The organism is Arthrobacter sp. 9AX (assembly GCF_902506095.1).
In the GTDB taxonomy this organism is placed as follows: domain Bacteria; phylum Actinomycetota; class Actinomycetes; order Actinomycetales; family Micrococcaceae; genus Arthrobacter.
The window spans coordinates 1,930,746-1,943,414 of sequence record NZ_LR733293.1 but is presented as its reverse complement, the minus strand read 5'-3'; the positions used below and the strand labels follow the sequence as shown (position 1 = coordinate 1,943,414).

The following is a 12,669-nucleotide window of genomic DNA, read 5'->3' as shown; positions in this document are numbered from 1 at the left end:
ACCATGCGCATAGTCATCGCCGGAGCCTCCGGGCTGATCGGAACCCATATGTCAGCAACCTTCCGTGCTGCCGGGCACCAGGTGGTTCCGCTGGTCAGGCGCGCGCCTTCCTCCGCGGCCGAGGTCCGGTGGGACCCGGCGGCCGGAGAACTGGACCCGCAGGCACTGGCCGGTGCGGACGCCGTCGTCAACCTGTCCGGAGCAGGCATCGGGGACCGGCCGTGGACGCGCAAACGGGTTGAGGTGCTCCTCGCCTCACGGCTGGATTCCACCCGGACCCTTACCAACGCCATGCGCCGGCTGGATTCCCCGCCGCCTGCGTTCATCAGCCAGTCCGGGTCCCACTACTACGGCGACGCCGGCAACACCGTGCTTAGGGAGAATGCCCCGCAGGGAGCAGGAACACTGGCGCGGATCTGTGCCGAATGGGAAGTTGCAGCTGCCACCGCTCCCCCGGGTGTACGGGTGGTGACTCCGCGCACGGGTGTGGTGCTCAGCCGTTCCGGCGGCGCCCTCGGCAGGCTCCTTCCGCTGATCCGGCTCGGCGTCGGCGGGCCCTTGGGGAACGGCCGCCAGTACTGGCCCTGGATCAGCCTGCCGGATGTTTCCGCGGCGTTCCTCTTTTTGCTGGAATCAGACCTCAGCGGGCCGGTCAACCTCTGCGCGCCTGAACAAACCGATGTCAACGGCCTCGTCGCCGCCCTCGCCCATGCCCTGCACCGGCCCGCCGCCCTGCGGGTTCCGGCTCCCGTGCTGCGGCTCCTTATGCGCGATCTCGCCGAGGAGCTGGTGCTCGCCAGCCAACGTATGGAACCGGCCCGTCTCCTGTCTGCCGGCTTCACCTGGCAGCATCCGACGCGTGCAAGGGCCGTGCAGTGGGTGGTCGGGAAGCAGTAAGGGCCATCGGATCCGGCTGCCGGAAGGGTCAGGATCCTGGAAGGATTTCGCTGACCCGCCACTTGCCGTCAACGGACACCAGCACTATGCGGAGCCGTTGCTCCGCACCTGCGTCGCCTGCTGCCACAACGGCCCCCTGGGCGTCCTTCTCCTCGTACGCCGACGCGGCCGACGTCAGGGCCAGCACCGCGCGCGTTGCCGTTCCGCCCTCCTCGGCCTGCACCTGCGACAGGGTGCCCATGAACCCGGCAAGGGTGTGGCCGGATGCCTGCAGGGGTTCACGGATCCGCTGATCTGCTGCGGCGGCCGCGGAGCCGGCATGGTTCACCTCATCGAGCAGATCGAACCTGCCCGAACCGAAGGCCAGGGATCTCAGCGATGACAGGCCCTGGACCGCCGCGGCGGGATCCGGTGATCCTGCCTGCTGCCTGGCGGCGTCCGCCGGGTCTGCCTGCTCCTGCGTTCCAGCAGGCAGCGTTTCCGGGACGGCGGGTGCGGTGGAAGGCCCGTGGCCGGCGGCCGGAGTAACCGGTCCTGCCGCCGTGACCCCCGGGCCGGTGAACCACCAGCCCGCAGCGGCTATGGCAACTGCAGCGGCGGCAAAGACGCCCCGCCGCGCCTTCCGGCCGTGTTCCCTCTGGGCGTGCCTGCCTTTTCCGTGGACCGCCACCGGCAAGGCCGGGCCCGACGTCGGAAACGGCAACTTCTGCGGGACGGTGAACAAGCGCGACCATTTCGACGTCGTTAGGCGCCTGTGGAGGGACTGCACCTTTTCGTGCAGTCCACCGGGGTCCGCAGGCGCGTGCAGGCGCGTCACCAGCTCCGGGAGGACGGTGGGATGGACTGCGGGTGCGAGGTCAAGGGGCAGCGGCGGGGCGCTCCTGTACACCGCGGTTGCAAACGCCGGTGCTGTGGGCCGGAGCCGCCGGTCCTCGTTCAACCCGGACTCCAGGGCAGCGACGAGCTCCCTCGGAACCTCCGGTACCAGCAGGGTCAGCGGGGGACGGTCGGCGGTGCGCGGCGGAGGGGTGCCGGTAAGGCAGAACCAGCCGAGGGCGGCAAGGGCATAGACGTCGCGTTCCGGTTGCAGGCCAACCCTGACAGCGTCCACCGGTGCCGGGTCCGTAAATCCTGGGGTACCACGTCCCGGGGCGGCCGCAGGGTCGCCAAGCATCCGGGCCATGCCAACATCGGAGAGCATCGGCTTCCCGTGGCTGGTGAAAAGGACGTTGCCCGGGGAGACATCCGAGTGGGTGAAACCCTGGCCGTGCAGGTACCCGAGAACCTGCGCAATGGGCGTCAGAACCGTCACGGACTCCCCGACGCTCAGCTGTCCCCGCGCCGCCACCAGCCCGCCGAGCGAACCGGCCGGCGCATAATCCATGATCAGGCCCGTGCCGCCGTCAGTGCCGTCTTCCACCGTCACGGCATTGTGGGCCCTGATCAGGTGAGGATGGTCCAGGACGGACAGGATCCGGATTTCGCGCCGGATGTCCTCTTGGGTCACCGCCTCACGGCGGACTGCCCTGCGGGCGGCGCGGCGGAAGCACTTTAGGGCAAATTCCCGGCCGGTCCGTTCCTCCACGGCCAGCCAAACCGTGGAACTCCCACCATGGCCGAGCAACCGCCCCACGGTATAACCGGGAACCCTCGGGCGCTGCAATTCTTCCATGCCCTTATGTCTAGCCGAATCCGGAATTCCGTGCAGAAGTTATCCACAGGCACACGGTGCGGGGCCTCTTCCGACGGCCTTCCCGGCTTACGAGTCCGGGCTCACAGCGAAGGGTGAGCTTCAGCACTAAACCGGGTGGCCAGCCGCCCAAGGTCTAAGCTGGATGCCATGACTCTTGAGTTTTCACAGCTGGGTCTTGCTCCGGACTTTGTGGACTACACCCGCGGTTGGGCCATTCAGAGCGAACTCCATGACAACGTCGTCGCCGGCAAGGCCCCCAGCACTGTCCTTCTCCTGGAACATGCCCCGGTGTACACGGCCGGCAAGCGGACTGAGGACCACGAGCGGCCTTTCGACGGCACCCCGGTTGTCCCGGTGGACCGCGGCGGCAAACTCACCTGGCACGGTCCCGGCCAGTTGGTGGGTTACCCCATCATCAAGCTGAAAAACCGCGCCGGCATCCGCGACTATGTGGAACGCCTCGAGTCCGTGATCATCGCCGTCCTCGCCGACTACGGGATCCAGGCAGTCCGCATCAAGGGCCGCGCCGGCGTCTGGATCGCGGCTGACCAAAAAGGCCCGGACAGGAAGATCGCCGCCATCGGCATCCGGGTCCACGAAGGCGTTACCATGCACGGCTTCGCCATCAACTGCAACAACGATCTCACCCCCTATGCGCAAATCATCGCCTGCGGCATCACCGACGCAGGCGTGACCACCATCGCCCAGGAAACCGGTTATGACGTCACCCCGGCAGACCTCGTTTCCCGGATCACCGAAGAACTGCGCAAGAATGAAGACGCCCTGGTCGCTACCCCCGAAGGAGCTCTACTGTGACATTGGCACCTGAAGGCCGGAAGCTTTTGCGCGTTGAACAGCGCAACTCCGCTGTCCCGGTGGAGCGCAAGCCGGAATGGATCAAGGCCAAGGTCCAGATGGGCCCGGAGTTCGTCCAGCTCAANCCATGCGCGAAACCGGCAAGGACATGAGCTCCAAATACAAGGAAACGGCCATGGGCGGCCTCGCCGTCAACGTCGTTGAATGCTGAAAGAAGAACTGACATGACATTGGCACCTGAAGGCCGGAAGCTTTTGCGCGTTGAACAGCGCAACTCCGCTGTCCCGGTGGAGCGCAAGCCGGAATGGATCAAGGCCAAGGTCCAGATGGGCCCGGAGTTCGTCCAGCTCAAGAACCTGGTCAAGAAAGAGGGCCTGCACACGGTGTGTGAGGAGGCCGGCTGTCCCAACATCTTTGAGTGCTGGGAGGACAAGGAAGCGACGTTCCTGATCGGCGGGTCCGAGTGCACGCGCCGGTGTGATTTCTGCCAGATCGATACTGGAAAACCGTCCCCGGTGGACATGTTTGAACCCACCAAGGTGGCCCGCTCCGTGCAGTCCATGCAGCTGCGCTACGCCACGGTCACCGGCGTGGCCCGGGACGACCTCGCGGACGAGGGCGTGTGGCTGTATGCCGAGACGGTCCGGAAGATCCACGAGCTGAACCCGGGCACCGGGGTGGAGCTGCTGATCCCGGACTTCTCCGGCAAACCCGAACACATTGCCGCGATCTGCGACTCGAAGCCGGAGGTGTTCGCGCACAACGTGGAGACCGTGCCAAGGATTTTCAAGCGGATCCGGCCGGCGTTCCGGTACGAGCGGTCCCTGGATGTGATCACGCAGGGCCGGAACCTGGGCATGGTGACCAAGTCCAACCTGATCCTGGGCATGGGCGAAACCCGGGAAGAAATCAGTGAAGCCCTCCGGGACCTGCACGAGGCCGGCTGCGACCTGATCACCATCACCCAGTACCTGCGCCCGTCCGAGCGGCACCTGCCGGTGGACCGGTGGGTCAAGCCGCAGGAATTCGTGGACCTGCAGGAAGAAGCCAACGAGATCGGCTTCCTCGGCGTCATGAGTGGCCCGCTGGTGCGGTCCTCCTACCGGGCCGGCCGGCTCTGGGCCACCGCGATGCGCAAGAAGGGCCGCGACATCCCCGCCGAACTNGCCGGCTGCGACCTGATCACCATCACCCAGTACCTGCGCCCGTCCGAGCGGCACCTGCCGGTGGACCGGTGGGTCAAGCCGCAGGAATTCTTGGACCTGCAGGAAGAAGCCAACGAGATCGGCTTCCTCGGCGTCATGAGTGGCCCGCTGGTGCGGTCCTCCTACCGGGCCGGCCGGCTCTGGGCCACCGCGATGCGCAAGAAGGGCCGCGACATCCCCGCCGAACTCGCCCACATCGCCGACGGCATCCAGGACTCCGGCACCACCCGCCAGGAAGCCAGCTCACTGCTCGCAGCGCATTCCTGACGCAAACCCTCCCCGACGCCAAAACGGCGGGTCCCCAAGGGCCGGCACCGGTGAACTCCGGTGCCGGCCCTTGGCCTTTGGTCACGTAGAATTGAGGCACTATGGCGAAATCCCCTGATTCCAGCAACTCCACTCCGGCTGCTTCCGGCGAGCCGAAGCGTGGCCTCTTCTCCCGCAAGCCCAAGGAAGCAAAGGTCAAGAAGCCCAGCCGGCTCAAGCAGATCGGCGAGGTCTTCAACATGACCCGCCGCCATGACCCCATGGTCCCGTGGCTGATGCTGCTGGTCTTCCTGGGTGTTGTGGCTGTGAGCTTCCTGGTGGGCTTCTGGCTGGAGAACTGGATCACGGGCCTGATCATCGGCATTCCGCTGGGCCTGCTGGGCGCCACGCTGATCTTGTCGCGCCGCGCCGAGCGTGCCGCCTTCGCCCAGATCGAAAACCAGCCCGGCGCCTCCGGCGCTGCCCTGGGGACACTCCGCCGCGGCTGGATCACCGAGGACCAGCCCGTCGCCGTGAACCCGCGCACGCAGGACGCCGTGTTCCGCGCCATCGGCCGTCCCGGCGTCGTGCTGGTCAGCGAAGGACCCACCCACCGCGTGAAGCCGCTGCTGGACGCAGAACGCAAGCGCCTGGCCCGCATCCTGCCCAACGTCACCGTCCACGTCATCGAAAGCGGACGCGGCGAGGGCCAGGTGCCCATCAGCCAGGTGGCCAAGAAAATGGGCAAGCTGAAGAACGAGCTGACCAAGCTTGAGGTCAACGCGGTGTCCAAGCGGATCGCTTCGCTGGGCAACAAGCTGCCCATTCCCAAGGGCATCGACCCCTACAAGGCCCGCCCCAACCGCGGACGTTAAGCCACACGCCCCGGTACCCGGCCGCCCGCCGGTGCCGGGGCTTTTTATTGCGCCCAGGAGGACAGGACAATCGTGAAAGAGGACAAGCTGGAACAGGACCAGGCGGCACCGGGCCGCACAGGCGCACCCCTCCAAAAACCGGCGCTCCGCGTCTTCCGGGTTCTGGCCGTGGCAGAGGCGTTCAGCTGGGCCGCGCTCCTGGTGGGCATGTACTTCAAGTGGATTGCCGGCACCACAGAAATCGGCGTCCAGGTGGCGGGTCCCATCCACGGAGCATTGTTTGTTGGCTACGGGATCACCGCGCTGGTGCTCTGGCGTCTCCAGCGCTGGCCGTTTGTGGTGGCTCTGTTCGCCGGGATTTCCGCGGTGTTCCCCTTTGCCACGCTCTGGTTCGAACGCTGGGCCGGCAAACGGGGGCATCTGTCTGCCGCCTCGGCTGAGCCCGCAGCAGTCCGGGAAGCCAGCAGGCTCTGACCCCGGGGAGTCCTACCGGCGCAGGAGCAGCGTGTTCATCGCCTTGTCATGCAGGCCGCGGTGGTCTGGATCGAAAATGACGGCGGGAACCAGCAGGCACAGGAGGACCGACCTCACCAGCGCGGCCAGCGGTCCGGGCGCTCCGCCTCCGGCCCGCACCACATGGATGCCCACGGCGCGGTGCCCGATGCTGTAGCCGAGGGTGCCGATCAGGAGGGTCTGCTCGACGGCGAAGATCGCCAGGGTTGCCCACGCATCGCCCGCGAAGGCGAAGTTGCTGATCAGCAGAGCGATGCCCCAGTCGATCATGATCGCGACAATCCGGCGGCCGGCCCGGGCCATGGAACCGGGCCCGGACTCCGGCAGCCCCAGCCGCTCACCCGGATATTTGGAAATGCCTGAAGTGTCGGGGCCGGTAAGCCAGGAACCGAGGTCTTTGCGATCTACCACCGTCCAAGTTTACCCGGGCCGGTCCGCCCACAGTGTGGATGCGGTTAGACCACAGTGTGGACGGCAGATAGCGTTGCAATAACAGGGCATTCTGTAACCTGCCCGAAACAATACGGACATGGACGGGAAATGCCCCATCCATAGGCTGTTAGCAGTTTCAAGCGAATCCCCCGGCAGGGTACACATCTAGCAGGGAAACCTGATGGTCTCCCTGCCTTCGGATTGCGCTGGATCAGATGGCTGCCACGCCAGATATTTACATATGCGTTAGGAGCATAGATGTTCAAGACTGCGGACGAAGTCCTCAAGTTCATCAAGGACGAAGATATTAAGTTCGTCGATATCCGCTTCACCGACCTCCCGGGTGTCCAGCAGCACTTTAACGTCCCGGCGAAGAGCGTTGACGCCGACTTCTTCATCAACGGCCAGCTCTTCGACGGATCCTCCATCCGTGGCTTCCAGGGCATCGCCGAGTCCGACATGCAGCTGATCCCGGACGTCACCACCGCGTTCCTGGACACCTTCCGCATGGAAAAGACCCTCGCGCTGAACTTCTCCATCGTCAACCCCCGCACTGGCGACCCCTACCACCGCGACCCCCGCGGCGTGGCCGAGAAGGCCGAAGCCTACCTCGCCTCCACGGGCATCGCCGACACCGCATTCTTCGCTCCCGAAGCAGAGTTCTTCGTGTTCGACAACGTGCAGTACCAGTCCTCCCCGCAGGGCAGCTTCTACAAGATCGACTCCGAGGAAGCACACTGGAACACCGGCCGCGAGGAAGAGGGCGGAAACCTCGGCTACAAGACCCCCGTCAAGGGCGGTTACTTCCCGGTCTCCCCCACTGACAAGCAGGCCGACCTCCGCGACGCCATGTGCGTGGCATTGGACGAAGCCGGCCTCGAGGTCGAGCGCAGCCACCACGAAGTTGGATCCGCCGGACAGGCCGAGATCAACTACAAGTTCACCACCCTGACCCACGCTGCCGATGACCTGCAGAAGTTCAAGTACGTCATCAAGAACACCGCAGACGCCTGGGGCAAGTCCGTAACCTTTATGCCCAAGCCGGTCTTCGGTGACAACGGCTCCGGCATGCACTGCCACCAGTCGCTGTGGAGCGGCGGCGAGCCGCTGTTCTACGACGAGAAGGGTTACGCCGGCCTGTCCGACACTGCCCGCTGGTACATCGGCGGCCTTCTCAAGCACGCCAACGCCGTCCTGGCCTTCACCAACCCGACGGTGAACTCCTACCGCCGCCTGGTCAAGGGCTTCGAAGCCCCGGTCAACATGGTCTACTCGCAGGGCAACCGCTCCGCCGGTATCCGTATCCCCATCACGGGCACCAACCCCAAGGCCAAGCGCATCGAGTTCCGCGCACCGGACCCCTCCTCCAACCCGTACCTGGCATTCGCTGCCCAGCTGATGGCCGGCATCGACGGCATCCGCAACCGCATCGAGCCGCCGGCACCGATCGACAAGGACCTCTACGAGCTCCCCGCCGAGGAAGCCAAGGACATCCCCAAGGCTCCGGGCACGCTTGAGGAGGCCCTGGAGGCACTGGCCGAGGACAACGAGTTCCTGCAGGCCGGCGGCGTCTTCACCCAGGACCTGATCGACACCTGGATTGAGTACAAGTACGAGAACGAGATCCGTCCGCTGTCGCTGCGCCCGAACCCCTACGAGTTCGAGCTCTACTACGGCGTCTAGTCTTAAGCATTCCTGAGCACAAAAAAGCGGCCACCGGAACGTCTCCGGTGGCCGCCTTTTTGTGTGCCGGCATGGTTCGAGGTGGGAGCCCGGCTCCAGACGTGCTGAGACCGGGAGCCGGACCCCCTGACAAATGTTCCCCGAGACGAAGACTAAGGAAGCCTTCCCCCCAACAAGGTTTGAAGAACACCGCCAATCCACATGATCTGCCAATCCGGGACCGAGCGCAACGCAGGTCTGTGCGGTTACGTCCGGCCGGGTGCTGCAAAAGCCCTGAACATGGTTTGTTGCGGGCCTGCTGAGCCGCCCAGGTACTGGCCCCGGTCCTCGAATCCGGCGCGGCGGTAGGCGGACAGCCCCGCCGGGTTGGTTTCGTGGACGGAGAGGACGACGCCGGTCTCTGCGGTCCGGTGCCGGCGGCTGAGTTTCTCCGCGGCGGCCACAGCCGCGGCAGCACCCAGCGGGCCGTAGCCTTTGCCCTGGTGCCGCCGGTCGATGAGGAAGCCCCGCAGCAGCCAGGCCGAGTGATCGTCAGGCCAGCCGGCAAGCCGGGCCGCCCCGGCCTGCAGTGTGAGCATGCCCACGGCCTCGCCGTTGGATTCGATCACATACGGACGCCGTGATACCTCGGCCAGCCCGGCGAGGGCCATGCGCAGCGGATCGCCGACGAAATTCTCCTGCCCGGGCAGCAGCTCGAGTCCTGCTACTGCCTCCAGCTGGATGGCGCGGGCGTCGTCGTCGAGGTCCTGGAGTGAAATCAGCCAGACGGCGGGGTGCACGCCGTTCAGGATTGCGGGGCGGCGGAAGCTTCGCCGGGAGTGGACTCTGCGGGCGGCCCGGCCGGATCCATCCAGAAGACCTCCCAGAGGTGCCCGTCCGGGTCCTGGAAGCTCTGGTTGTACATAAAGCCATAGTCCTGCGGATCCTGGGACGGTGAGCCGCCGTTGGCCAGCGCGGTCCTGACTGCTTCGTCCACCGCGTCCCGGCTGTCCACGGAGTAGGCGATGATGGCTTCGGCTGATCCCTTGGTGCTGGCGACGTCCTTCGAGGTGAAAGTCTTGAAGTACGCCTCCACCAGGAGCATCACGTACGCGTTCTCGTTCACCACCATGCAGGTGGCATTCTCGTCCGTGAAGTCAGGGTTGAAGGTGAAGCCCAAGGCCGTGAAGAAGCTGACTGAGCGTTTCAGGTTCTGAACGGGCAGGTTAAGGAAGAGTTGGTTAGCCATGGGGTCAACCTAGCACCGGGCCCCGACAAGTGTCAGCCAGTCCCCCGCATCGCCGGGAAGGACGCCGGGCTACTGGCCGTAGAAGATCCGCTCGAACACGCCCCGCGCCCGCCGGCTGACCCTCAGGTAGTCCTCCTCCAGGGCAGCCGCATGGCCTGGTTCATAGCCGCACCAGCGTGCCACGGCCTCGAGGTCCCGGCGGGACGAGGGCAGCAGGTCCGAGGCTTTGCCGCTCCAGATGACGTTGGCGGACCTGATCCGGCTGGCCAGCCGCCAGGACGCTGCCAGGAGCCCGGCATCGTCCGCGGCCAGCAGGCCCAGCTGCGTCGCGGCCTGAAGGGCACCGACGGTGGAGGTGGTCCTCAACTCAGGGTGTTTGCCGGCATGCTGAAGCTGGAGCAGCTGGACCAGCCATTCGACGTCGCTGAGACCGCCGCGTCCCAGCTTAAGGTGCCGCGCGGGATCCGCCCCGCGGGGCAGGCGTTCGGCCTCCACCCTGGCCTTGATCCGCCGGATTTCACGGACGTCCTGGTCCGACACGGCCTCCGGGTAGCGGATTGGATCGATAAGTTTGAGGAAGTCCGTGGCGAGGGTGTCGTCGCCGGCCATGGGCCGGGCCCGCAACAGTGCTTGTGCCTCCCAGATGAGGGACCAGCGCCGGTAGTACTCCGCGTAGGAGTCCAGGGAGCGCACCATCGCCCCATTTTTGCCCTCGGGACGCAGGTCGGCGTCCACCTGCAGGACCCGTTCGGCCATGATGGCCGGTTTCAACGGCTGGGTGAGCAGGCTGGAAACCTTGGCAACAATCCGCGACGCCTGTTCCTGAGCCTCTTCCTCGGAGAAGCCCGGCAGCGCCCGGTGGACGTACATCACGTCAGCGTCGGAGCCGTAGCCTATCTCGCGCCCGCCCTGCCGGCCCATGGCCACTACCAGGACCGCGGTCTTCAACGGCCCGTCAGCGGACACCATTCCTTCCGCTACCCTCAGTGCGCCCAGAACAGCTGCCCGGTCGGTGTCCGCCAGCGCTCCGCCCACCTGGTCCTGGTCCAGCAGTCCGGCGGAGTCGGCCACGGCAATCCGCAGCGTCTCGCGCCGCCTGATGAGGCGGATCAGCCGCATGGCACTTTCCGGATCCGCGTGCCGGGACATCTTGGAGGTGATCTCCTGCCACTGTGCCTCGAAGCTGACCGGCACCAGGTCCTTGTCGTGGCCGAGCCACGCCACCGATTCCGGCGAGACCTCCAGCAGGTCCGCGATCAGCCGCGAGTTGGACAGCACATGGCACAGCCGCTCAGCGGCCGCCTTGGAGTCCCGCAGCATGCCAAGGTACCAGTGCGTGGTGCCCAGGGCCTCGCTGACCCGGCGGAAGGCGAGAAGTCCGGCATCGGGATCCACTCCTTCAGCCAGCCAGTCCAGCAGGATGGGCAGCAACTGGCGCTGCAGCGCGGCCCTGCGGCTCACACCGGCAGTCAGGGCCTCGATGTGGCGCATGGCGCCCTTCGGGTCCCGGTAGCCCAGGGCGGCGAGCCGGCCCTGGGCGGCTTCGGGTGTCAGCTTCGCGTCCTCGCTGCTGAGCTTGGCCGCGGTGTTGAGCAGGGGACGGTAGAAAATCCGTTCGTGCAGCTCACGCACCGAGCGTTTGGTTTTCTGCCAGGCGGCCAGCAAGGCGTCCGGATGCGGGCGCTCGTTGGAGAACGGTCCCAGCACCGCCTTGGCCAGTGCACGCAGCGCCGGTTCGCCCACCGGCATGAGATGAGTCCGGCGCAGCTGGAAGAGCTGGATGCGGTGTTCCAGGAGCCGCAGGTACCGGTAGGCGTTATCAAACTCCGCGGCGTCGACGCGGCCGATGTACCCTCCGGCGGACAGTGCCGCGATCGCGGACGTGGTGTCCCGCCGGCGCAGCGATTCATCGGATTTGCCGTGCACCAGCTGGAGCAGCTGGACGGTGAATTCGACATCCCGCAGTCCGCCGCGGCCCAGCTTGATCTGCCGCTGTTCCTCGGCGGGCGGTATGTGTTCGGTAACGCGGCGGCGCATGGCCTGAACGGATTCAACAAACCCGTCACGGCTGGCTGAGCTCCAGATCAGCGGTGTGATGGCTTCCTCGTACAGTTGGCCCAAGGCTGCGTCACCGGCGATGGTGCGGGCCTTCAGCAGCGCCTGGAACTCCCAGCTCTCAGCCCACCGCGCGTAGTACGTCTGGTGGGAGGCGAGGGTCCGGACCAGCGGCCCGGACTTGCCCTCGGGGCGCAGGTTCGCGTCCACTTCCCACAGCCCGGGTTCGCGGGCAACGGATGAGATGGCCCGCGAGATCCCGCTGGCCAGGGCGGTGCCGATGGTGGCGGCCCGGGCATCGTCCAGACCCCCGGGATCCACCACGTAGATCACGTCGACGTCGGAAATATAGTTCAGCTCGCGGGCGCCACATTTGCCCATGCCGATTACGGCAAGTCCGACGTCGGCCACCTCCGCGGCGCTGAACTGGCCGACGGCTTCAGCCCGGGAGACCGCGAGGGCGGCCTCGATGGCCGCGCCCGCCAGGTCGGCGAGCTCTCCGCCCACGGACGGCATGAAGTCGAGGGGATCGGCGGCGCACAGGTCCTTGACCGCCAGGTCCACGATGCCCCGGCGGTAGGCGGTCCGGAGCGCGGCGTAGGCGTCCGTGCCGGTGGCTGCGGCCACCGGGCGGGCCGCGCGGGGATCGGCGCCCACGGACTGAAGCAGCGCAGCACGCAGTTGTTGCGGGTCCGCCGGCAGCGGCTCCGGGCTGGGCCGCACCTCAAACGCCTCAAGGTGCTCGGGATGGCGGATGAGGAACTCCCCCAGCGCCTCCGATGCTCCCAGGACACGGTACAGCGGTTCGCTGGTCTCGGGGTCGGCCCCCGCCAATTCCCGCAACGCCGGATGCTTTTCGATCAGGCGGACCAAGGACTGCAGGGCAGTGTCGGGGCTGGCAGCCATCTGGAGCCCTGCAAAGAGCCTGTCTTCGTCCAGACCTTCGAGCTCGCGGGCGGCGAGGAACCGCTCGCCCTTATCGAGATCGCTGAAGCCGGCGGAAATCAGGCGCCGTGCGAGGCTCAC

At 66.4% G+C, this 12,669-nt stretch carries 10 protein-coding genes and 3 pseudogenes; 8 read left to right on the top strand and 5 right to left on the bottom strand.

The genetic code is table 11. The annotated features are described in order from the left end of the window. The first annotated feature begins 3 nt into the window (after positions 1-3). On the top strand, positions 4-897 hold the full coding sequence (locus BACI348_RS08875; RefSeq protein ID WP_159829952.1) for a TIGR01777 family oxidoreductase: 894 nt from the start codon (positions 4-6) through the stop codon (positions 895-897). 28 nt (positions 898-925) lie between these two features. Here BACI348_RS08875 and BACI348_RS08870 read toward each other — a convergent pair whose 3' ends face one another. Beyond that, entirely contained in the window at positions 926-2,569 is a 1,644-nt protein-coding gene (locus BACI348_RS08870; protein WP_159825022.1) for a serine/threonine protein kinase, read from the bottom strand. A 168-nt stretch (positions 2,570-2,737) separates the two neighbouring features. Between BACI348_RS08870 and lipB the strand changes: the two genes are divergently transcribed. The 6 genes and pseudogenes from lipB (at position 2,738) to BACI348_RS08840 (ending at position 6,206) form a co-directional block, all read left to right on the top strand. Further along, positions 2,738-3,406 carry a lipoyl(octanoyl) transferase LipB gene (gene lipB, locus BACI348_RS08865; RefSeq protein ID WP_159825020.1) on the top strand — a complete coding sequence of 223 codons (669 nt, stop codon included), beginning with the start codon at positions 2,738-2,740 and terminating at the stop codon, positions 3,404-3,406. Further along, positions 3,403-3,530: pseudogene (locus BACI348_RS08860) on the top strand (lipoyl synthase); the annotation flags it as partial. The gene lipB and the pseudogene BACI348_RS08860, both read left to right, overlap by 4 nt. A 100-nt stretch (positions 3,531-3,630) precedes the next feature. Then, a pseudogene (lipA, locus tag BACI348_RS08855) lies at positions 3,631-4,571 on the top strand (lipoyl synthase); the annotation flags it as partial. Position 4,572: 1 nt separating this feature from the next. Beyond that, positions 4,573-4,878: pseudogene (locus tag BACI348_RS08850) on the top strand (lipoyl synthase); the annotation flags it as partial. A gap of 101 nt (positions 4,879-4,979) precedes the next feature. Continuing rightward, on the top strand, positions 4,980-5,732 hold the full coding sequence (locus BACI348_RS08845; protein WP_159825015.1) for a DUF4191 domain-containing protein: 753 nt from the start codon (positions 4,980-4,982) through the stop codon (positions 5,730-5,732). A gap of 87 nt (positions 5,733-5,819) precedes the next feature. Further along, positions 5,820-6,206, top strand: a complete 387-nt coding sequence (locus BACI348_RS08840; RefSeq protein WP_159829950.1) for a DUF3817 domain-containing protein — start codon at positions 5,820-5,822, stop codon at positions 6,204-6,206. Between the two features lie 12 nt (positions 6,207-6,218). Here BACI348_RS08840 and BACI348_RS08835 read toward each other — a convergent pair whose 3' ends face one another. Beyond that, on the bottom strand, positions 6,219-6,656 hold the full coding sequence (locus BACI348_RS08835; RefSeq protein WP_159825013.1) for an RDD family protein: 438 nt from the start codon (positions 6,654-6,656) through the stop codon (positions 6,219-6,221). Between the two features lie 279 nt (positions 6,657-6,935). On the opposite strand from BACI348_RS08835, the gene glnA reads away from it, so the two are divergent. Then, positions 6,936-8,360 carry a type I glutamate--ammonia ligase gene (gene glnA / locus BACI348_RS08830; protein WP_159825011.1) on the top strand — a complete coding sequence of 475 codons (1,425 nt, stop codon included), beginning with the start codon at positions 6,936-6,938 and terminating at the stop codon, positions 8,358-8,360. Between the two features lie 245 nt (positions 8,361-8,605). On the opposite strand, the gene BACI348_RS08825 is transcribed toward glnA, so the two are convergent. From BACI348_RS08825 to BACI348_RS08815, 3 genes are all read right to left on the bottom strand, one after another. Continuing rightward, positions 8,606-9,139 (bottom strand): GNAT family N-acetyltransferase, encoded by a 534-nt coding sequence (locus BACI348_RS08825; RefSeq protein WP_159825009.1) that lies wholly within the window; start codon positions 9,137-9,139, stop codon positions 8,606-8,608. Positions 9,140-9,144: 5 nt separating this feature from the next. Continuing rightward, positions 9,145-9,588 carry a VOC family protein gene (locus tag BACI348_RS08820; protein WP_159825007.1) on the bottom strand — a complete coding sequence of 148 codons (444 nt, stop codon included), beginning with the start codon at positions 9,586-9,588 and terminating at the stop codon, positions 9,145-9,147. A 69-nt stretch (positions 9,589-9,657) separates the two neighbouring features. After that, positions 9,658-12,669 carry a bifunctional [glutamine synthetase] adenylyltransferase/[glutamine synthetase]-adenylyl-L-tyrosine phosphorylase gene (locus BACI348_RS08815; protein ID WP_159825005.1) on the bottom strand — a complete coding sequence of 1,004 codons (3,012 nt, stop codon included), beginning with the start codon at positions 12,667-12,669 and terminating at the stop codon, positions 9,658-9,660.

Bases quoted from the DNA above. Each gene is read 5' to 3' on its own strand.
- glnA (WP_159825011.1), top strand. From the start codon at position 6,936: ATGTTCAAGACTGCGGACGAAGTCCTCAAGTTCATCAAGGACGAAGAT.
- BACI348_RS08820 (WP_159825007.1), bottom strand. From the start codon at position 9,588: ATGGCTAACCAACTCTTCCTTAACCTGCCCGTTCAGAACCTGAAACGC.
- BACI348_RS08845 (WP_159825015.1), top strand. From the start codon at position 4,980: ATGGCGAAATCCCCTGATTCCAGCAACTCCACTCCGGCTGCTTCCGGC.
- BACI348_RS08870 (WP_159825022.1), bottom strand. From the start codon at position 2,569: ATGGAAGAATTGCAGCGCCCGAGGGTTCCCGGTTATACCGTGGGGCGG.
- lipB (WP_159825020.1), top strand. From the start codon at position 2,738: ATGACTCTTGAGTTTTCACAGCTGGGTCTTGCTCCGGACTTTGTGGAC.
- BACI348_RS08875 (WP_159829952.1), top strand. From the start codon at position 4: ATGCGCATAGTCATCGCCGGAGCCTCCGGGCTGATCGGAACCCATATG.